The organism is Kibdelosporangium persicum (genome assembly GCF_013280595.1).
GTDB classification, from domain to species: Bacteria; Actinomycetota; Actinomycetes; order Mycobacteriales; family Pseudonocardiaceae; genus Kibdelosporangium; species Kibdelosporangium persicum.
Window position 1 is genome coordinate 19,192 of the sequence record NZ_JAAATY010000048.1, and the last position, 19,548, is coordinate 38,739.

Annotated in this window: 15 protein-coding genes and 1 pseudogene; 5 read left to right on the forward strand and 11 right to left on the reverse strand. The window is 67.6% G+C overall.

Annotated elements, in window-relative coordinates; all coding sequences use genetic code 11:
* Window positions 1-11 precede the first annotated feature (11 nt).
* From GC106_RS43860 to GC106_RS43875, 4 genes are read right to left on the reverse strand one after another with little or no spacing between them, the layout of a single operon-like run.
* Complete coding sequence (locus tag GC106_RS43860) at window positions 12-863, reverse strand: ABC transporter permease (RefSeq protein WP_173142130.1); 852 nt, start codon at window positions 861-863, stop codon at window positions 12-14.
* On the reverse strand, window positions 860-2,872 hold the full coding sequence (locus GC106_RS43865; protein ID WP_173142131.1) for a 1-deoxy-D-xylulose-5-phosphate synthase: 2,013 nt from the start codon (window positions 2,870-2,872) through the stop codon (window positions 860-862). Before GC106_RS43865 ends, GC106_RS43860 begins: the two co-directional genes overlap by 4 nt.
* Window positions 2,872-3,945, reverse strand: coding sequence for an acyl-CoA synthetase family protein (locus GC106_RS43870; protein WP_173142132.1), 1,074 nt, complete (start codon window positions 3,943-3,945; stop codon window positions 2,872-2,874). Before GC106_RS43870 ends, GC106_RS43865 begins: the two co-directional genes overlap by 1 nt.
* The gene (locus GC106_RS43875) at window positions 3,911-4,921 is read right to left on the reverse strand and encodes an ACP S-malonyltransferase (RefSeq protein ID WP_173142133.1); all 1,011 of its coding nucleotides are present in this window, start codon (window positions 4,919-4,921) and stop codon (window positions 3,911-3,913) included. Before GC106_RS43875 ends, GC106_RS43870 begins: the two co-directional genes overlap by 35 nt.
* 372 nt (window positions 4,922-5,293) lie before the next feature.
* Between GC106_RS43875 and GC106_RS43880 the strand changes: the two genes are divergently transcribed.
* Entirely contained in the window at window positions 5,294-6,457 is a 1,164-nt protein-coding gene (locus GC106_RS43880; RefSeq protein WP_173142134.1) for a cytochrome P450, read from the forward strand.
* A 91-nt stretch (window positions 6,458-6,548) separates the two neighbouring features.
* Here the strand turns inward: GC106_RS43880 and GC106_RS43885 are convergent, their stop codons facing one another.
* Window positions 6,549-7,409: a phytanoyl-CoA dioxygenase family protein gene (locus GC106_RS43885; protein WP_173142135.1), complete on the reverse strand. Its 861-nt coding sequence runs from the start codon at window positions 7,407-7,409 to the stop codon at window positions 6,549-6,551.
* Window positions 7,410-7,609: 200 nt separating this feature from the next.
* Between GC106_RS43885 and GC106_RS43890 the strand changes: the two genes are divergently transcribed.
* Both GC106_RS43890 and GC106_RS43895 read left to right on the forward strand, forming a co-directional pair.
* Complete coding sequence (locus GC106_RS43890; RefSeq protein ID WP_173142136.1) at window positions 7,610-8,611, forward strand: UbiA family prenyltransferase; 1,002 nt, start codon at window positions 7,610-7,612, stop codon at window positions 8,609-8,611.
* Window positions 8,611-9,777, forward strand: a complete 1,167-nt coding sequence (locus tag GC106_RS43895) for an FAD-dependent monooxygenase (protein WP_173142137.1) — start codon at window positions 8,611-8,613, stop codon at window positions 9,775-9,777. The genes GC106_RS43890 and GC106_RS43895 overlap by 1 nt, the downstream gene beginning before the upstream one ends.
* Before the next feature lie 78 nt (window positions 9,778-9,855).
* Here the strand turns inward: GC106_RS43895 and GC106_RS49610 are convergent, their stop codons facing one another.
* The 4 genes from GC106_RS49610 to GC106_RS43915 all read right to left on the reverse strand — a co-directional run bounded on the left by GC106_RS49610 (window position 9,856) and on the right by GC106_RS43915 (window position 15,773).
* Complete coding sequence (locus GC106_RS49610; protein ID WP_173142138.1) at window positions 9,856-11,052, reverse strand: cytochrome P450; 1,197 nt, start codon at window positions 11,050-11,052, stop codon at window positions 9,856-9,858.
* The gene (locus GC106_RS43905) at window positions 11,049-12,344 is read right to left on the reverse strand and encodes a hypothetical protein (protein ID WP_173142139.1); all 1,296 of its coding nucleotides are present in this window, start codon (window positions 12,342-12,344) and stop codon (window positions 11,049-11,051) included. The genes GC106_RS49610 and GC106_RS43905 overlap by 4 nt, the downstream gene beginning before the upstream one ends.
* A gap of 80 nt (window positions 12,345-12,424) precedes the next feature.
* Window positions 12,425-13,480, reverse strand: coding sequence for a ParB N-terminal domain-containing protein (locus GC106_RS43910; RefSeq protein ID WP_173142140.1), 1,056 nt, complete (start codon window positions 13,478-13,480; stop codon window positions 12,425-12,427).
* 130 nt (window positions 13,481-13,610) lie between these two features.
* Entirely contained in the window at window positions 13,611-15,773 is a 2,163-nt protein-coding gene (locus GC106_RS43915; protein ID WP_173142141.1) for a BTAD domain-containing putative transcriptional regulator, read from the reverse strand.
* Window positions 15,774-16,429: 656 nt separating this feature from the next.
* Here GC106_RS43915 and GC106_RS43920 point away from each other — a divergent pair.
* Together GC106_RS43920 and GC106_RS43925 are read left to right on the forward strand one after the other, a co-directional pair.
* The gene (locus GC106_RS43920) at window positions 16,430-16,858 is read left to right on the forward strand and encodes an enediyne antibiotic chromoprotein (protein ID WP_173142142.1); all 429 of its coding nucleotides are present in this window, start codon (window positions 16,430-16,432) and stop codon (window positions 16,856-16,858) included.
* 249 nt (window positions 16,859-17,107) lie between these two features.
* Entirely contained in the window at window positions 17,108-17,815 is a 708-nt protein-coding gene (locus GC106_RS43925; RefSeq protein WP_173142143.1) for an NAD-dependent epimerase/dehydratase family protein, read from the forward strand.
* 63 nt (window positions 17,816-17,878) lie between these two features.
* Here the strand turns inward: GC106_RS43925 and GC106_RS43930 are convergent, their stop codons facing one another.
* Window positions 17,879-19,012 (reverse strand): cytochrome P450, encoded by a 1,134-nt coding sequence (locus GC106_RS43930; protein ID WP_173142144.1) that lies wholly within the window; start codon window positions 19,010-19,012, stop codon window positions 17,879-17,881.
* Window positions 19,009-19,368, reverse strand: a pseudogene (locus GC106_RS49870) (hypothetical protein); the annotation flags it as partial. The gene GC106_RS43930 and the pseudogene GC106_RS49870, both read right to left, overlap by 4 nt.
* Window positions 19,369-19,548 lie beyond the last annotated feature (180 nt).

Below are 19,548 nucleotides of genomic sequence, written 5' to 3' on the forward strand. Positions count from 1 at the left end.
CGAGCCGCGAGTCAGCGCATCCGCCGCATCGCGCGCGCACGCCCGGCCGCCACGCTCGATCCGGACTCGCTCTGTGCCGCGCGGCGCAGAGCGACCCGCGCGACGGCCAAACCGGCAACCGCCCACGCACCGAGAACGCCCGCGCACGCCAGCTGCCGCCATGATCCCGCTATCTCCACGGCCGCCATGGCGTCGGGCAGCAACGCCGAACGCATGCCGAGGCCGACCCAGTAGATCGGGAACACCTGTGCCACCCATTGCATCCACTCCGGGAACCACGTGACCGGGTAGAAGATCCCGGACAACGTCGTCAACCCCATGATCGGCAGCAGCATCAGCCCGAGACCGCGGGAGTCCGCCGGCAGCGACCCGAGGACCATGCCGAACGACATCATCGCGATCAGCCCGAGCGGCAGCAGCCAGCCGACCGTCGCCCAGAACGCGGTACCGCCGATCGAGACGCCGTCGAACAGCAGGACGCCGGCGACCATCAGCAGGACGACTCTGATCAGGGTCAGTCCGCAGACCGAGATGACCTTCCCGGTGAGGTAACCGGTCACACCGTGCGGGATCGCCTTGGCCCGCAGCAACGTGCCGTCCTGCCTCTCCACGATGAGCACCTGCGTGAGGTTCACCAGCCCACCGAGGACGATGTTCAGCCCGATCGTGCTCGCCAGCATGGTGCTGCCGAGCGACGCGTGCGTGCCGGGCATGCTGACGTCACGCAGGAGGAGCATGACGGTCAGCAGGAGCAGGGTGAAGAAGAAGTTGGTCGCCACGTCGCCGGGACTGCTCAACGACTGCGCCAGCTCGATCCGGCCACGGGTCACCCCGTTGCGCACCGCTGCCAGTGCCGGCTTCACCGCACCACCCGCCGATCGCGGCGCAGGACGGCCTCGATGTCGTCAGCCAGTGCCGACGCGGTGAGGCCCATTGCGGCGAGGATCGCCGGTCGCTTGCCATGTCCTGTGAAGTCCCGCGCGGTCCCGTGCACCCGCACCCGTGTGTCCACACCGGAATCCCGGAGCAGGCCGGTGACCGCGTCACCGACACCGCCCACCCGGACACCGTCCTCGACCACCGCGACCAGGCCATGTGTCCGAGCCAGTCCGGCGACAGCCTCGTCGAGCGGCTTCACCCAGCGCGGATCCACCACCGTCGCGCCGATACCCCTCGTGGAGAGCATTCTGGCCGCCTCCACACAGACGTGGGCCATCACACCGACAGCGACAACCAAGACGTCCTGTGCGTCTCCGCGCGTCAGCACGTCCAGCCCGCCTATCGTGGTGATCGCGGGCAGATCCGCCGGCAGCCGGCCTTTCGGGTACCGCACCACAGTCGGCGCGTCCGAGATGGTCACCGCCTCGCGCAGCGACGAACGCAGTCTGGCGCCGTCACGCGGGGCGGCGATCCGCAACCCGGGCACCACCTGCAGGATTGACAGATCCCACACGCCGTTGTGGCTGGCTCCGTCGTCACCGGTGATCCCGGCTCGGTCGAGCACCACGGTGACACCGAGCCGGTGCAGTGCCACGTCCATCAGCAGCTGGTCGAAGGCACGATTGAGGAATGTCGCGTAGACGGCCACCACGGGGTGCTGCCCGCCCATCGCGAGCCCGGCTGCCGAGCCGATCGCGTGCTGCTCGGCGATTCCCACGTCGAAGGTCCGATCCGGGAACGCCTGGGCGAAGCCGGCCAGACCGGTCGGGTGGACCATCGCGGCGGTGACCGCGACCACGTCGGAGCGGTCGGCCCCGATGGCGACGAGTTCGTCGCCGAACACCTGTGTCCAGCTGGTCCCGGCGGACGGCATCTTGACGCCGGTGGCCGGGTCGAACAACCCCGGCGCGTGGAACCGCTCGACCTCGTCCCCTTCGGCGGGGTGGTATCCGGAACCCTTCCGGGTCACGCAATGGACCACCACGGGGCGCCGAACTGCGCGCGCCGCACGGAATGTCCGTTCGAGCAGCTCGACGTCGTGACCGTCGACCGGCCCGTAGTACTCGAACCCCAGGCTCTCGAACAGGTTCCGGTCACCCCCACCGGACGCGGTCAGCCCTGCCAGGTGCCTGGCCAGACCACCCGCGGTCGGCAGGTACGACCATCCGTTGTCATTCAGCACGATGATGACGGGACGCTCGGCAGCGGCCGCGATGCTGTTGAGCCCTTCCCAGGCCATCCCCCCGGTCAGTGCGCCGTCCCCGATGACCGCGACGACGGCTGTGTCCGCACGGCCTTGCAGCTGGGCGGCCTTCGCCAGTCCGTCGGCGTACGCCAAGGCGGTCGACGCGTGTGAATTCTCGACCAGGTCGTGCGGCGACTCAGTCCGGCTGGCGTATCCGGACAGCCCGCCCTCCTGCCGCAGGGTGCCGAAGTCCGCCTGTCTGCCGGTCAGCAACTTGTGCACGTAGATCTGATGACCCGTGTCGAAGACGATATGGTCTTCGGGAGAGCGGAACACCCGATGCAGTGCGATGGTCAGCTCCACCACGCCGAGGTTCGAGCCGAGGTGCCCGCCGATTCGCGCCACCGTGCCGACCAGCCGCGCCCGGATCTCGGCGGCCAGTTGCGACAGTTGTCCGGCGGTGAGCGGCAACAGATCACGCGGCTCCCGGATCGAGCCGAGCAATGACACGTCCGGCTCGGCCGTCGTGATCACCCGGATGGACCCGGTCGGGCAGGCGCCGGCGGCATCCCGGATCTCGTCGATGTCGTCAGGATGCGCCACTTCCCGTGTGGTCGGCTCGCTGATCCCGTCCGCCAGCCGGAAGAACCGGCCGGCCCGTTGCGCGCAGATGCCCGAGCTGATGCAGGTCTGCTCGTCGACCTCGACGTGCAACTCCCGCGCTTCGCGGTCTTCGGTGGATGTCATCAGTAGACCCCTTCGGGAGCCGAGCGCACGACCTCCAACGGACGGACGTTGGCGACGCCATCCGAAGGCCAGCGTCCCCCGGGGTCGTAGCGAACCGCCTGATCGCGCTCCAGGATGTTGGGCAGGAACAGGTCTTCGTGCAGCACCGTCAGCACGACCTGGCCGGTCGCGCCGTACGGAACGGTCCGCAGCCAGTCCGAGCGATCGGCCACCCGCATGGTGACCTGGGGGAAATTCGGGACGTAAGGCAAAAGTCCGCCGTCGTTCTCCGGTGGCAGGGATGCGGCATTGCCGAACGTGTTGCCGTAACTGGCGCCACAGATTCCGCCGTCGAGGGCGTCGACGAATCGGCGGCGCATCGCCGGCGTCAGCTGCGTTCCGCTCAGCCGCACGCCGCTCAACTCCGCCACGAGCTTCGGTTCCCGTTGCGCCAGAGCACCGAACAGCGCGGGTGTGGTGTTGACGTAGTCGATCGGTTGGGTGTGCAGGACCGTGGCGATCTGGTCGACCAGGTGGTCGGTGTACTGCGCCGCCTCACGCACCCGGCCGTCGCGCAACAACCGTTTCACCCACCTGGGGTCCATGTCGATCGCGTACGACCGGCCACCGAACAGCTCGGTGACCTCCCAGGTGCCGTTGCCGATCAGGTGCGGACCTGTCGGGGTGGCCTGCAGCCAGCAGCTGTTCTCGCGGAATCCCTCGGTGATGAACGACCAGGTCCGCCAGATCCCGCGGTGGGCCAGCATGGCCGGTGTGTAGAACAACCGGCAGGGGGTGCCCGTGGTGCCGCCGCTGTCCCACACCCGGCCGGTCAGCGGCCGGGGGACCGACCGCGGCACGAGGTCGGCCGGGTCGAGTGACCGCAGGTCGTCCACCGGTGCCGGCCCGAATTCGACCAGTTGTTCGTAGCGGGTGATGTCGCCGGGATCGAAGCCGAGCCCGGCGAGTCTGCCGAGCCAGTACGGGCTGCCGCCGACCGGGTCGAAGTGCCGCCGAACTGTCCGCCTGGTCCAGTCGTCCAGGTCGGCCGACAGCCATTCATCGCACCGCTCCATGAGGGAATGCCTGGACATGGCCCTTTTCCGCGTTCAGGTCGATGCCCAGGTCGTACAGCGAGTACGTGAACTGTTCGATGTCATCGACGGTGGCGACTTCGAGGTTCGGGAACGGGAACTCGAACAGGGAGACAGGAAGCGCCTGGCCGATCGTGGCGGCGACTTCGACGCCGTAGGACCAGAGCCCGGCGATGGCGTGCTGCATCCGGGTTGTCACAACGGTGTTCAGCAGGATGTCCTGGCGAACGTCCTCGGCGCTGATCAGGCGGGCCTCGCGCAGCGACGAGAACACCGGGATGTCCGGAGCCCGGATCTCCATCCGTTCGACGTACGGCTTCAGTTCATCGTGGACGAACTGCTGCAACGGACTGTGCCCGCCGTACAACACACCTAACACCACAACCTGTTCCTCAGGTGCCTCGGCCGCCAGCTGCTGCAATGCGGTGCGATAGCCCGAGAGCAGCACCATCCTGGCATTGCCCTCGCGCACGTCGCCGTAGTCGGCCGCGAGGTGCACGTCCAGACGGCCAGGCCCGCAGTACCAGTCCAGGTCCGAGTCGTGCGGGATCCAGGCGAAGGCGATGCCCCGCAACGGCTCGCCCACCGGGGCGAGCGGGATCTCCTCGAGGAAGTCCAGCAGCCGGAACAACTCCGGTCTGCTGATCGCGCCGCCGACGCACGCACTGATCATCCCACCGAGACTGGATCCGGCCAGCACATGCGGGCGGATGCCGCGCGCAGCGAGCACGTCGGTGAGTCCGATCGAGAAGTACGCCTGCCGCATCGTCCCCAGCTTCCGGTACTTGTGCTGGGTCTCGACGTCTTCAGTGTTGAGGTACGGTGTCAGGTCCTCGGTGAGCGCGTCACGCACGCCCAGGCCCGTCCAGTGCTCCACCTGCTCGCACAGCTGCCGCATCGACTCATACCGGTCGTAGAGCTCCCTGCCGAAGGGAACCAACGCCGTGCCGCCCCCGAAGATGTAGCCGACTGACAAAGCGCCTCCCCATCAACAGTGCTGGTGCGTCACGGTGCTCAGAAAGGTTCATTGATCGGCCGGCCGCGCCGGCGTCGAGAACGACCCTACAAACACGAAGTGCACGGCCACTGCAGTTGTCCTTCATCCACCGCGGGGATTCGTAGCCGGGTGGTGATCACGGCATACCGCCGGTGTGCGGCTTGGACGCGTGCCCCGGTTCACCGCTGATGCTGCAACATCGGCAATCCACGAACCGGCAGGCACCGGTGTGCGAAGGAGATTGCCGCACATTTGACAGCGGCCGCAGCCGACCATAACGTCGACAGCACTCGTATCCGCGGCGTGACATCTGCCGCCGCGCTGGTCAGATCCGAACTCCCGGAGCGCGGAATGCCCGAAAGCACGAACCTGCCGCTGGATCGTCCCGACCGGTTCCGGCCACCGCCTGCCTACGCGGAACTCACCGAGAAGGAGCCCGTCGCGAAGGTGTCACTGCCGGACGGCGGTGAGGCGTGGCTGATCACCGGCTATGCCGCGGCCAAGGCAGTACTGGCGGATTCCCGGATCGGTGTCACCGCACCGGGCAGCGCCGACGCCGACGCCCACTCACCGCTCGGTGAAGGCGCGAGCCACCAACGGTTCCGGCGACTGGTGTCCACTTTGCTCACCGCTCGGAGGGTCAACGACTTCCAGCCCCGGGTGATCGAGATCGCGCGCCGGCTGGTCAGCGAGATGCTCGCCAAGGGCCATGGCGTCGACCTCGTCGCGGCGCTCGCCCGGCCGTTGCCTCGTACGGTGATCTGTGAGTTGCTCGGCATAGAGATCGAGGACGAAGAACGGTTCCACACCTGGGTCGAGTCGTCGGTGGCCCTTGTGGTGCCGCCGGACGACCCTGAGGCGGTCGCCCGGTACGTCGCTTCGGCGCAGGAGTTGTGGGAGTTCATGACGGCCGCGGTCGACAAGCGCCACCGCGAACCGGATGACGGCCTGCTGAGCGCGATCATCCATGGCGAACGCGAGATCTCCGCAGACGAGGTCGTTCTCACCGGCATCACTGTGCTGATCACCGGCTACATCACCACGGCGAACGCGTTGTCGGTGGGGATCGTCGACCTGATCCGCGCACACGGCCTGGCCGGCTTGTCCACAGTAGAACAACTGGACCGGACGGCGGAGGAGATGCTGCGCAGGCAGAGCGGTCCCGGCAACGAGGCGTTGCCGCGCTGGGCGTGCGAGCATGTCGAGGTCGCCGGCAAGACCATCGAGGCGAAGGACATGGTGCTGGTCAGCCTCGAGGCGGCGAACCACGACCCGTGCCAGTTCGCCGAACCGCACGACTTCGAACTCGCCCGCCGGGCCAATGCACACCTGGCGTTCGGCTACGGCAGGCACCATTGTCTGGGCGCCGGTCTGGCGCGCATCGAACTCCGGGCGGCCATCCAGGAACTCGCCGCGCAGTGTCCCACCCTGGCCCTGGCCACGCCCGTGGAAGAGATCCCGTGGACCGGCCACCATTTCGAGGACGGGCCGGCAGTCATCCCGGTGACCTGGTGACCAGACCTGGTCGATCCGCACGCGAGTGGACACCCGGGGTACGCCCGGGTGTCCACTCGCGTGCGGGTCGACCGGCTTCGCCGGTGACCGGTCAGCCGACCGGCGCCGGCTCTGCCTGAGTGGCGATCCGCGCCAAGGCGTCCCGCGGATGTCCGCCCTCATAGAGGCCGAGCACCATCTCCGGCGAGTAGCCGAGCAGGTCCTGAACCTCCGGGGGCAGCCCGGCCGCCACCGCGGGCGGCACGCTCAACGATGTGTTCTCCACCTGCCGCAGCCAGCCGACCTGGTATCCCAACGAGAACAGTCGCCGCGGCTGGTCCTCGGTCTCGTTCGCCCCGCCCGCGTGCACCAGGTCCGACCGGAACACCAGCGCGTCACCTTTGTCCATTGTGGCCTGCACGGCGTCGTCCCATGACGGCTCCGCGTCACTGCCGTGGCTGTCCAGCACGACCCACGTGGCCCCGTTGCGCTCGGTGAAGTCACTCATGGCGCCCATCACGGTGATCGCGACCGCGTCCGCACCGATCGGCAAGTGGTACCAGGCCGACGTGTCGCGGTGCAGTCCCTGCACCGGCTGACCGGGCCGCCGCTCCATGTACTCGCAGATGGTCAGCAGCACGTTGCTCGTCTTGTTGGCCAGTGCACGCCGGGCTGCCCCGAAGACATCAGGCTGGACCACCATTTCGGCGGCGGACGGGATCCGTCCGACCAGCCCGTGCAACGTCACGCTCTGCGGCCCCTGAAATCCGCCGAGAATCGACTCGGCCGCGTGTTTGCGGCGCTCGGGATTGCGCTCGATGTAGTCGTTGACCTCCGCGACGAACCGGTCGCACATCGCCGGGGAGAATGCCTGCCGCAGGACCGCCGCGCCCCGTTCTCTGATCGCCTCGTCCACTGCCGAGGTGTCGTACGGCCGAGCGAACCTCGGCACGGCCTTCGAACCACCTGCCACGGAGAACCCCTTCCCTCAAAGAAAACACCGCGCCGGAGGCTAGCGCGGCATTCGCGACGGCGACAACAGTCGCATTCGAATGTGTTGACCGCGAACGAGTAACACTGCCAGCATTGCCGTGCATTGTGGACCGGTTGAACGGAGAGCTACCCGGAATGACGACGACCGGGCCGCGCGGCGTGTCCTCACGGAGAACCGCGGTGAGCGGCAAAGTCATGGCCCACATCGAAACGTGCCGTCTCGACTCGAGTTTCTACGTCGGAATCGTCGGCGTCGCGGGCGCGCTGCTCGCCGAGGACGACCCGGCGGTCTGGCAGCTGGTGGGTGTGTGGCTGGTACCGACGCTCGGTTGGCTGGCCTCGCTGTACGGCGGTGACTACTTCGACCGCGACCTGGATGCCATCGGCAAGCAGCACCGGTCGATACCGTCCGGGCGGATGAGTGCCCGCGAGGCCTTCATCGGGATGGTTCTGACCATTGTGCTGGGCGCCGCAGTCGCCATCGCGCTCAACCCGATGAACATCGTGCTCGTGGTGCTGGCCGGCGGGCTCGGTTTCTCGTACAGCAAGTGGTTCAAGGCAAGGGGAATCCTCGGCAACATCGCACGAGGCGGCCCGACGGCTTTCTCGCTCCTGCTCGGCGCGATGTCGGTGAGCGGCACCGTACCCGTCGACCTACTGCCTGTCGCGCTGATGTTCTGGCTGCACGACTCCTCGTCGAACCTGGTGGGTGCACTGTGCGACATGGACAGTGACCGGCGCGGCGGGTACGCCACTTTCCCCGTGCGGCACGGCGACCTGGCCACTATCCGGCTGGTGGCCGCGCTGGATGTCTGCTGGGTGGCGTTGGCGGTCAGCGTTCCGATCGGTTGGGAACTGGCCGGCAGCCGCGCGGTGCACTGGGGCATCTACGGCACCGGCATGGCCGTCGCCGCAACGCTCGCTGTCATCTCAGTCGCCATCCTCGCCCGTGCACCACGGCCGACGCCCCGGCTGGCCGGCTTGCGGGCACACGAGCTGATCGTCATCGAGCGCCTGTGGCCGCCATGTGTGCTCATCGCCGCCACCGCGGGCCTGCCGCTCGCTCTCGTCTTCTTCGTTCCGTCATTGGTGATCACCCGGTCAGCCCAGCTGATGATGCGCGGCCGGTACGAGCCCGGCCGAGTAGTCCGCAGGAACGACCTAGTCGAAGGAGCCAGCTGATGAGCGGACGACACGCCGTGGTGGCCGGTGCCGGAATCGGCGGACTGGCCGCCGCAGTGGGGCTGTCGCGTGCGGGCTGGCAGGTGACAGTCCTCGAGCAGGCCCGGAAACTGCGACCGGTCGGCGGTGGAATCGGACTGACGCCCAATGGCCTGCACGCACTGGACGCGCTCGGCGCGGGCGACCTGGTCCGGGCCGCCGGGATCGAGCAGGCGCACGGGGGTATCAGAAATCCCCGTGGCTCGTGGATTTCCCGGACGAACCTCGACTTCATCAAGGCGCGTTACGGACAACCGGTCACCGCGGTGCACCGGGCGGAGCTGATCGACGCCCTGGTCGGTCTGCTTCCCACCGGCACAGTCCGGACCGGCGCACGGGTGCTGACCGCGCACCCCGGTGGTCCGGACGCCCCGGCCGAGATCCACACCGCGGACGGCGGCTTCACCGCAGATCTCGTGGTGGCCGCTGACGGGATTCACTCAGTGCTACGGCAGGCGTTGTTCCCGCACCACCCCGGACTGGCCTACGCCGGGTACACGAGCTGGCGGTTCGTCCTGCCCGCCAGCGACATCCCGCCCGCGGGGGAGACTTGGGGCCGTGGCAAGAGGTTCTCCATCCTGCCGTTGGCGGGCGGCTTGGTGCACTGTTCCGCATTGGTAGTCCGCGGCCCTGGCAGTCACGACAGCGAGGTCAGCGGGAATCAGGCGAGCGCGTTGACCCGGTACTTCGGCGCGTGGCACTCGCCGGTGCCCGAACTCATCGCCGCCGCGGCCGCCCAAATCATCGTGCACGACGACATCGAAGAGCTCGCCGCTCCCCTGCCGTCCCTGCACTCCGGCCGGGTGGCGTTGCTCGGCGACGCCGCGCACGCCATGACCCCCAACCTCGGATCGGCGTGCCTGGCTTTGGAAGACGCGGTCTGCCTGACGCACGCCGTGGCGTCGGGCTCGCTGATCGACGCCCTGGGTTCGTACTCGCGGACGCGCCGGCCGAGGAGCATCGCGCTGGCGAGACTGTCGCGGCGGCTCGGCGCGATGGGCAAGATCTCGTTCCCCCCGGCGGTCGCGGTCCGCGACGCCGGATTCCGGCTGGCCGGTCTGGCCCCGGCCCTGACCGTGCGGACGCTCGACCGGATGATGGGCTGGCGGCCGCCGGCCATGTCCTGACAGCCGCGTCCGAGCGATCCACGCGACAACGAAAAGGCGGCGGGTTGGCACCCGCCGCCTCTGCCCAGCGCACAACCGCTACCACGTCACAGGCAACTTCTGCACACCGCGCGTGAGGTAGTTGTGCTTCCAGCCGATCCCCTCCTCCGGTACCGCCAGCCGCAGTTCCGGGAATCGGCTGAGCAGCGACCGCAGCCCGATCTCCAGCTCCGCCTTGGCCAGCTGTGCGCCGAGGCAGTAGTGCGCTCCCGCGCCGAAACCCAGGTGCGGATTGTGTGCCCTGGTGAGGTCGATCCGCTCGGGGTCGGTGAACACACGCGGGTCACGGTTGGCGGCTGTCGTCGACGCGATGAGCGCGTCGCCGGCCCGCACCAAGGTGCCGCTGAGTTCGACGTCCTCGACCGCGTAGCGCGGCGGTGCGCCGTGGACTTCCAGCGGGATCCAGCGGATCAGCTCGTCGACCGCGGTCGGCATGATCTCCGGGTGGTCCAGCAGCTGCTGCCGCAGCTCGGGCCTGGTGAGCAGCACGTAGATCATCGTTGGCAGCTGAGTCCCCGCCGAGAGGTAACCGGCCACCAGAACCGTCATCGCGAGCATCGCGAGCTCGGTGTCGTCGATCCCCTGTGCGTGGCCGTCGGTGGCGATGACGCTCAACAAGTCGTTCACCGGCTCCGCGCGGCGGCGCAGCAGGAGCTCGTTGTGGTACTGCCACAGTTTCAACGCGGCTTCCTCGTCCGCATCGTCGGCCATGCCGTCCTCGGCCCACCGCCGGAACTGAGCGCGGTCCTCGTACGGCACACCGAGCACCTCACAGATGAGTGTGAGGGTCAGCGGGATCGAGAACATCTCCGCGACGTCGAACGGTTCGTTCCGCTTCGCGATCTGCTCGACGAGCTCGTCCGCGATCTCCACCACGCGCTCCTGCAGGCGCAGCACCGAACTACGGGTGAACGGCCCGGACACCAGGCCACGGAGCTTGGTGTGATCGGGCGGGTCCATGCTGACCATGCCGGTGCTGAAGTCCTCGGCGGTGCCCCTGGGTACGTCCTTCTCCCTGGCCATCGCACGGGAGAAGGACGGCGACCTGAGCACCGTCTGCACGTCCGCGTGGCGTGTCACGAGCCAGGCGTCGTCGCCGTATTTCAGCCGGATCCGGGAAACCGGCTCGTTCTCCAGCAACCACCGGTAGAGCGGATCGACGCCGACACCGACCACACCTCCGAACGGGAAGTCTCGCGGCTGCTTCAGAGTTGACGTGTCCGTCGTACTTGTCACACTGTTCCCTTCGTCGCCACCGCCTGGGTCGCGCGATTGTGTGCTTCCGATCGCAGAATCCGGAGGATCTCCTCGCGCACGGCGGAGATCCGCCGTGCCGGGACAAGGGGGTCGGCATAGGACAACGCGAGGCACAGCGCGCCGTCGACCTCATGGACGACGACCTGGATACCGACGTTGCCTATCCGATCCGTCGAGTTGAGGTGCACCGAGCTGAACCGGGCACCGTCCTGCGGTGCGGCGCCCGGCTGGCGGCCCATGTTCGACACCGAGAAGCTGTGCCAGAACGATGTCGACGGATACTCAGCTGCCAGCTGGATCTCCGCGCACAACTGGGCGACCGGGTAATGCGTCAGCGCGGACAAACCTTCCGCACGCCGCTTGGACAACTGGGCCGAGACGCTGGCCGCGCGCTCCCACAGGGTCAGCTCCCTGGACACCCACGCCGGATCGAACACCGGGAAGTCCTTCATGTACACGCCGATCTCCTCGGCGGACACCGGGGGTTCGAGCGCGCCACGGACGTCGAACGCGCACAACGCGGGCAGCAGCAACGCGTCCGGGATCGTGGTGGCCAGCGCCTGCTGAACCACTGCCACGAAGAAGGCGTCCATCTTCACCTGAGCTGCCCTGCAGAGCGCGCGGACGGCCGTCAGGTCGTCGGCATCGAGATAGTCGACGAGGATCACCGTTCGCCGCCGGCCGGGCTCGGCCGCCTCGTCGAATGCCCATGCGCCCGCCGGTTGGCTCATCTCCACCCCGCCGCCGGCAGCGGAGTGGTCCGGAACCATGTCCTCCATCGGCGGGCGGACAGGCAGCGGCTGCCTGGTCGCGGTCCGGCCGTTGATCCCGTCAGCCAGCTGCCGCATGAACGCCAGCACCGACATCCCGTCCACGATGGCGTGCGCGAAGGTCGCCACCACGGCGACCACTTCGGACTCCTCGGTGAGTACCAGCGCACGCCACACCGGCCCTGTGGTGATGTCGAGGTACCGGTCGTTCTCAGTCGCGAGCAATTCCTCGATCGTCCGCCCGGCGCGGTCGTGGACGGTCACTTCCACGTCGTCGAAGGACCGGTCGAACACGAACCGCCACTCCGGCGTGGCACCGGCGAGCCGCGCCCGCAACATCGGCTGCAGCCTGCACACCTCTCGCAGGCCGGTGAGGACGGCCGGCACCGGCACCGGCCGGTCCAGCTCGCCGCCGACCACGCTCTGTGTGCCGCCCGCGAATGCCACGTGACTCGCGATCAGCACGTTCTCAATCGGCCCGGCCAGTCGTTCGGTCGTCATCTGCGCGCCTCCTGTCGCTGAGATCACCCTGTCCGCGCCCGTTCGACCGCGGCGGAAGCGGACTCGAACGGCGCGGTGGGTCAGCCCGATCGGCGCTCGGCCGACATCGTGCTGCGTTTCTTGAGCTGATCGGCCAGGTCCTGCCAGACCGCCGCCCGGCGCGAGGCAAGGACGGTCAGCACATCCAGGCAGTGCGGTGGAAGCCGGTGAGCCACACTCGTCCGCGCGTCCGCGTCCACTGGCCCGAATTCCAGCCAGCGCAACAGGGTTCGCCCGGTATCCGTGAACCGCAGCGCTGGATCCCTGCGCAGGCTCCGCAGCACGCCGAGCTCGTCCACCAGGTGCGGCGGCGGCTCCGGTTCGTCGTCCACGACCGGGTCGTCGACGGGTTCGGCCCGGTTCTGGTTCAGTGGCACCGGATCCAGGCCGTCGCGAATCCGCCGCCGGACGTCCAGCACGGTCGACGGGGCGAGCCCGGCCTCACCGGCGATCTCCCGGAGCGAAGAGCCTGGGCGCTCCTTCAGCAACCGCGCCGCCATCCGGCGGCGGTCCGCAGTGTCCAGTCGTCTGAGCCTGCCGTCGATCCCTATCCGGGCCTCGGACTCGTCCGCGGCGACCGCCGAGCGGGCCCGGATGCCGCGCACGGTGGTCGCGGCCAGGTTGACGATCGTCGCGATCATCCGATCGGACCAGTTCGGATGCGACTCGATGATCCGGGCCGCGGCGATCCTCCGGTCGGCGAGCGAGAGCGGTAGGCCGTGGGTCGTGTTGTGGCGCACGGCGACAGCGAACGCGTCGATCTCGTCACCGTCGTACCAGTACACGTCGATCTCGTCGTGACCACGCAGCACCGCGGCCCGCATCCGGTGCATGCCGTCCACGACACGCATGGTCGGCCGGTGCACGATGATCGGCGGCAACGGCGAAGGGGACTCGGCCAACGCCTTGACGTGCTTGTCCACCACGCCTTCCACCCGTGGCGAGTGCGCGGGCAGCAGCGAGTCTATCCGTGACCGGCCTGTCTCGCACTGGCTCAACTGCCAGTCCAGCCAGCGGTGTGGCCTTCCGTCGGCCTGCCGGTCCGTTCGCCTCTTCCCCTCGGACACAGCGGTGAACTGGCGGCTGTCTCCACTCATGCACGATCCCCCAAAGAACCATTCCGCCCCGTCAGCGGGCCGTCCGCCCCGGCTGCCGTCGCCACCGTACGCGGCGCCGGAAGTCTTTCCCTGCAACAGCTCTGCACGTTGATTGCCGACGCGGCCGGGCTCAGGCGCCCACCATCCCCGCGGACACCGGCCCTGACCTGTAGCCGTCGAGCGCCGGCAGGCGCACGACCTCGTCCACGTTTCCCGGCACCGACCGCCCGCATTCCACGGCGTAGCGGTGCACCAGGTGATGCAGCCGGTACCGGCCGGGCAGGACCTGCTGGATCATGTGTGCCCGCGCCAAGGTGTCGAGCAGCATGTCAGCATCGCGTTGGTGCGTACCGATCAACGCGGCCGCCTCAGTGCGCGTCACGCCGTCCGCCGGGACCGAACCCAACGCGCGCAACAGCCCCTGTGACCGCGGGTCCAACCGTCGGTACGACAGGTCGAGGGCGGTACGGACCGACAAGTGGTTGTCTCCTTGGATGCGGAGCATGTCGAGCAAATCGCCCGCACGGAGCCCTTCGACGTAGTCCGACAGCCGGAGCCCTGGCTGTTCGGCGAGCTGGGCGCCGGCGACTGACAACGCCAACGGCACGTGTCCGCACAGTTCGACGAGTTCGTCCAGCGCCTCGGGTTCGGCCGCGCTTCTGGCCGCGCCGACGAGGCGGGTCAGCAGTGTGCGGCACTCGTCGCGCCCCAGCACTTCAAGGCTGACCGTTCGAGCACCGTTGCTCGCGACGAGCCCTGGCAACCTGTTACGGCTTGTCAGCAGCAGCACGGACGTGTCGTTGCCGGGCACGAGCGGCCGCACCTGATCGGTGTCGGCCACGTCGTCGAGCACGATGAGCATGGTGCGGTCCCGCACCATCGTCCGCCACAGCGCTGAAGCCTCCTCGGCCGAGTCCGGCACCTGATCGGCTGGCACGCCGAGGCTGCGCAGGAACTCGCCGAGCAGGTCCACGGGTTCCCGGCGTGCTTGCCGGGAATGTCCGCGCAGATTCGCGTACAGCTGTCCGTCGGTGAACTGTTCCCGTGTCTGGTGAGCCACCTGTAACGCCAGCGAGGTCTTACCGACACCCGGCATGCCGACGATCGCGACCACCGGCGTGGAGTCGTCGGTGAGCAACGTGGCTATCTGGCGCGCATCCCGGCTCCGGCCGACGAAACCCGACACCCGGGCAGGTACTTGAGCGGGCGGACGCGATCTCGACACCGCTCGGCGGCGACCGGTGGCCGGGTGCTCGGCAGCGGTGTCCTCCCGCAGGATGCCCAAGTGCACCGCCTGCAGTTCCGCTCCAGGAGCGACCCCGAGTTCCTCGGTGAGACTGCGGCGGATGCCCTCGAAGACCCGCAGCGCGTTGGCCTTCTGGCCGGATCTCACCAACGCCACCATCAGCCGGGCGTGCAGTCCTTCGTGCAGCGGTTCGTGGTACGACAGTTCGAGCAGGTGATCGATGACCTCGTCGTGCCTGCCGAGATCCCCGGCGATGTCCGCGTACGTCAGCGCGGCGCTGAGCCTGCGCTGGCTCAACGCGACACCAGCCGGGTGTTGGCGCAGCCGCGGTGCGGTGTCGGCCAGCAGCGGGCCGCGCCAGCAGTCCAGCGCCCGCCCCAGCAGCAGGAAGGCCAGTTCCTTGTCGGCGGCGGCCGAAGCGCGGGCCTGGTCGACGAATCCGCCGAACCGCAGGGAGTCGAGCTGGTTCGGCCCCACGAGCAACTGGTAACCGTCGCGGGTGGCGACGATGTCCCAGTCGGCGTTCACACCGTCCTGCGTGCGCATCCCGAGCTCTCTGCGCAATCTCGACGCGTACGAGTGCACCAGGCCGGTGCACGTGGCCGGCGGCGAGTTCTCCCACAGCACGTCGATGATCTCGTCGCGGCTGACCACCCCGCCGGCCTGCAGCGCCAACAGCCCGAGCAGGCAGCGCTGTTTGGATGACCCGATGTCGACCGGCTCGTCGGCGACTCGTGCGAGAAGCGGGCCGAGCACCCCGATTTCCGGTGCCGTCGCACTTTTGTGCGCGAAACCGGCGAGGTGGGGGTACGGCACCAGTGCCGGATCCAGGTCGGCCGCTTCGGCCAGCCGTCGCACCGACTCCGGCCGTGGCCGAGCGATCTGGCACTGTTCGATGTAGCGCAACGTTCGGACGCTCACCCCGGCGAGGCGGGCCAGCTTCTGCTGCGTCATCCCGATACTGATGCGTTGCGCGCGTAAGGCCTCGCCGAACATCGCCGGGCTCACGCCTGTGCCCTGGCCTACCGAAAGCCGCTTGTAGCCCATGAGTAGCCCCCCAGTATTGTACTTTGTTGCCGCCTTTGACACCGCACAATGTGAGCTGCAGGACTCCGGCACCCTCCCGTGCCTGGCCGCAGCGCTGGCGGATTCCGGCCCACCACTCGTTGTTCTCGAACTTCATCGGAGCCGGCGACGACCGATGATCTTGCGGTCACGACACTAACGCCGGTTTCGCACCGGAGGCAACGTTGTGGACTTTTTTGCCTACCGGAACGGTTTCCGCAGAATTTCTGCCGCCGGTTCTGCCTGGACAGCACGCGGCGGGTGTCGAAGGATCGGCTGGATTCCCACGCTTCGCTGCTCAGCCGGACCCATGCGACGCGGCGCCGGAAGGTCCGCCGGACAACACGCCGTCCACAGTAGAAAGGAAGACAGCGGTGAGCTTCCAACCAACCGAATACATTGATCGGAAGCCGTTGCCGTGACGGCGCCGCGGCGCTAATGTGATCTTCGGGCGCCCGACACCCTGACGGGGCCCGCATCGGCGAGGTCCATCTCTGGGCGGCATCGATCGACCGTCCACGTGTGCGTTCGAACTCGCATTCACGCTGCCCCGTCAAGCATTTCTCATACCGCATTGTTCTCCATGGGAGGTCGAGAAGGTAGTGCTGACGTCTAGCAAGGTTGGAATCACCAGGAAGGTGCTCGCGATAGTCGCGATTCTCACCGGCGTCGCCGTTTTCGGCGGGTCACCGGCGATGGCGGCTCCCGCGCCTGCCATCACGGTCGACCCGACGAGCGGACTGACCGACGGAGACCGGATCGCCGTGTACGGCAGCGGCTTTCCAGCCGGTCAGGTCATCGCCGTCCTGCAGTGCAACGACCCCGGCCACAACCCGGAGAAGATCGCTTGTGACCTCGCGGGACATGTGACACAGCCCGCTGACGCCGCCGGCGGTTTCATCGCGAAGCTGACGGTTCACTCGTCGTTCGACGGCGTGAACCTGGTGACCGGGGAACCGACCGGCAAGGTGGACTGCGCTGTCGCACCCGGCTGCACGGTCTTGGCTGCCAACGTCGAAGGCGAGCCCGTTTTCGCCGAGCCTGTGCCGATCAGTTTCGGTAGCTGACAAGTAGGCGCCATGCGCTCGAACCGGTCCCCTCACCGGCTCGAGCGCATGGCGTTTGCTGATGTGGGGAGGGATGGCCACCAGATGACTCGCGACGCGAACAGATCGGCACTGTGCCCGGGCACCTTGTCCGGCCGCATGTTCGAGCCGGCTGTCAGAGCCACCTCCCCGGACGGTGTGTCGGCCGGCGCCAGGGAAGCGTGATGGAAATCGTCGGAAACGGTTTCCTGGCCGGGCATCTGCGGGATCGTGGACCGGCACCCGGACGTCGTCGTCATCGCCGCGGGCGTGTCGAGCACGTCAGCCCGGTCACTGGCCGAGTTCGCCCGGGAGCGGGAGCTGGTGCGAGATGTGCTGCGGAAGTGCAGCATGTTCGGGAAGACTGTCGTGTTCCTCTCCACAGCTTCGCACGCGATGTACGGCTCAACGACAGATCCGGTGTCCGAGAACACATCTGTACGCCCGGTGAGCCCATACGGGAGACACAAACGCGGTCTTGAGCAGTTGGTCATGGAGTCCGATGTGGATTGGTTGATCTTGCGGATCAGCCACGTGATCGGGCCGGGTCAGCCGGCACACCAGCTACTGCCTGCGTTGATCGAGCAGATCCGTTCCGGCGCAGTGGTTGTGCACACCGGCGCACACCGGGATCTGATCGACGTCGCCGACCTGATCGACTGCGTCGACGCGTTGCTACGCCGAGATGTCCGGCAGGAGATCGTGCACGTGGCCTCTGGAAGGGCGAACTCGATCGAGTGGATCGTGGAGGCTCTCGAACACAGGCTCGAGACCCATGCCGAGCGGCTGTTCGTACCAGGCCCGGTGGTACGGACCCTGGTGTCCACCGACAAGCTGCGTGGATTCGCTCCGGACATCGTCGCGCGGACCGACGAGCCGCGTTATCCGGAGCACTTGCTCGACCGGCTACTCCACGCTTGCGACACGTGGACTCCATGAGATTCCGGCAGCGTCACCTCGTCGGTCCACACCGGATCGATGCTCGCCACGAGCCACGGCTGATCACCACGTGACGAGCAGACTGTCCACACTGTACACGCTGCGCTGCACGTTCACCGGGACTTCGCTCGGATCGACCGCGAGTTTGAGCGTGGGGAACCTGCTGAACAGAGCGGAGAAACCGATGCGCATCTCGATGCGGGCCAGATGCTGCCCCAGACACTGGTGGACGCCGTGGCCGAACGCCAGATGACCGGACGCGGACCTGCCGAGGTCAAGGTCGTCCGGCCGTTCGAACCCGTCCCGATTGGCAGCCGGGATCGACACCAGCACTGACTCACCCTTCCTGATCACCTCGCCCCCCACTTCGACGTCCTCGATCGCGGTGCGATTCACCTCGTACTGGACGATACTGAGGTATCGCAGCAGTTCCTCGACCGCGTTGTCGACGTCCTGGTTCAGCTTCGCCAACTGGGCGGGGTGCCGCAGAAGGGCGAATGTGCCGAGCGCCACCATGTTCGCGATCGTCTCGTGGCCACCGAACAGCAACGTTATCGCCACACCGGTGACCTCGATGTCGTTCAGGTCGCTGTCGGCGAGCAGACCACCGATGACGGTCTCCCCAGGATTGGCTCGCATGTCCTGAACGAGCTGGTACAGGTATCCGAACAACGCCTCTCCGGCAGCTTCACGGGTTTGGTCGTCGATATGTGGTTCGACCATGTCGTGTGACTTCTGCTCGAAGAACTCATGGTCGGCGTAGGGCACGCCGATGAGCTCGCAGATGACGCGCGCCGCCAGCGGCAAGGCGAAGGCCTGCACCAGATCCGTGGGCGGAGTCATGGCGTCCAGCAGCTCCGCCGTGATCTGTGCGATCCGCGGTTCCAGGGCTCGCATCCGCCGCAGGGTGAACTGGCCGGCCAGAAGCTTGCGGTAGCGCGTGTGCTCCGGTGCGTCCATGAAGTTGAACGACCCCGGCGGCAGCTGCGGCGTGGTGGCGTAGATCGGCGACCGCACCAGCTCAGCGCGCACGCTGAAGCGTGGATCTGTCAGCACTTTCCGGCCCTCTGCCCGCGTGGTCACGATCCAGCCCAACGAGCCGTCCGCGTAGCGCAACCTGCTGACCGGTGGCTTGTTCCGCAACTCACCCGGAGGATCGAAGGGGTTGACCCGCGCGATCGGAAGTGCATCAGTCACGCCTGCATGGTACGTCTCCGGAAAACGCGCAGTTGTACATTGTCGACTATCGGGTCGCCGTGCCCGGCCGGATCTTTCGCCTCCCACACCGGCTTTCCTCCCCGAGGCGTTCGACCCCGCTGACGGGACGGAAGAAACCAGCGCCCAGTGCGGGCGAAACCACGTGCTTGCGATGGACTCCGGACAGGTTCCTGGTCGTCCTTGCGACGGTCAGATCTGGGCACGGCTCCACTGGTGATTGTTGCCGCGCACGTGTACTGCTGGATGTCGGCGGTGGAGCTCTCCAGCACGTCCAGGCACTTGCCGCTGTTCTGGTTGAGGATGCGGACGTAGCCGCTGCAGGCGTCCCGCAACTCCCACTTCTGGTTGCCGCCGCCGTTCCAGGTCCCACTGCTTGATCTCGGCGTTGTTCGCCGTCGAGGCCGACACGACGTCCATCACCTTGTCGATGCGCCGCGATGCCGAGTCTGGCCGGCCAGTGTCTGGTTCTCAACGGTCTGTTCACGGTGACCTCCCGTGACCGGCGCCACCAATCG

Excerpts from the sequence above, each read along its gene's own strand:
- GC106_RS43905 (WP_173142139.1), bottom strand. The coding sequence starts at position 12,344 with ATGACGACCGAACGACTGGCCGGGCCGATTGAGAACGTGCTGATCGCG.
- GC106_RS43910 (WP_173142140.1), bottom strand. The coding sequence starts at position 13,480 with ATGAGTGGAGACAGCCGCCAGTTCACCGCTGTGTCCGAGGGGAAGAGG.
- GC106_RS43895 (WP_173142137.1), top strand. The coding sequence starts at position 8,611 with ATGAGCGGACGACACGCCGTGGTGGCCGGTGCCGGAATCGGCGGACTG.
- GC106_RS43865 (WP_173142131.1), bottom strand. The coding sequence starts at position 2,872 with ATGACATCCACCGAAGACCGCGAAGCGCGGGAGTTGCACGTCGAGGTC.
- GC106_RS43880 (WP_173142134.1), top strand. The coding sequence starts at position 5,294 with ATGCCCGAAAGCACGAACCTGCCGCTGGATCGTCCCGACCGGTTCCGG.
- GC106_RS43915 (WP_173142141.1), bottom strand. The coding sequence starts at position 15,773 with ATGGGCTACAAGCGGCTTTCGGTAGGCCAGGGCACAGGCGTGAGCCCG.
- GC106_RS43870 (WP_173142132.1), bottom strand. The coding sequence starts at position 3,945 with ATGTCCAGGCATTCCCTCATGGAGCGGTGCGATGAATGGCTGTCGGCC.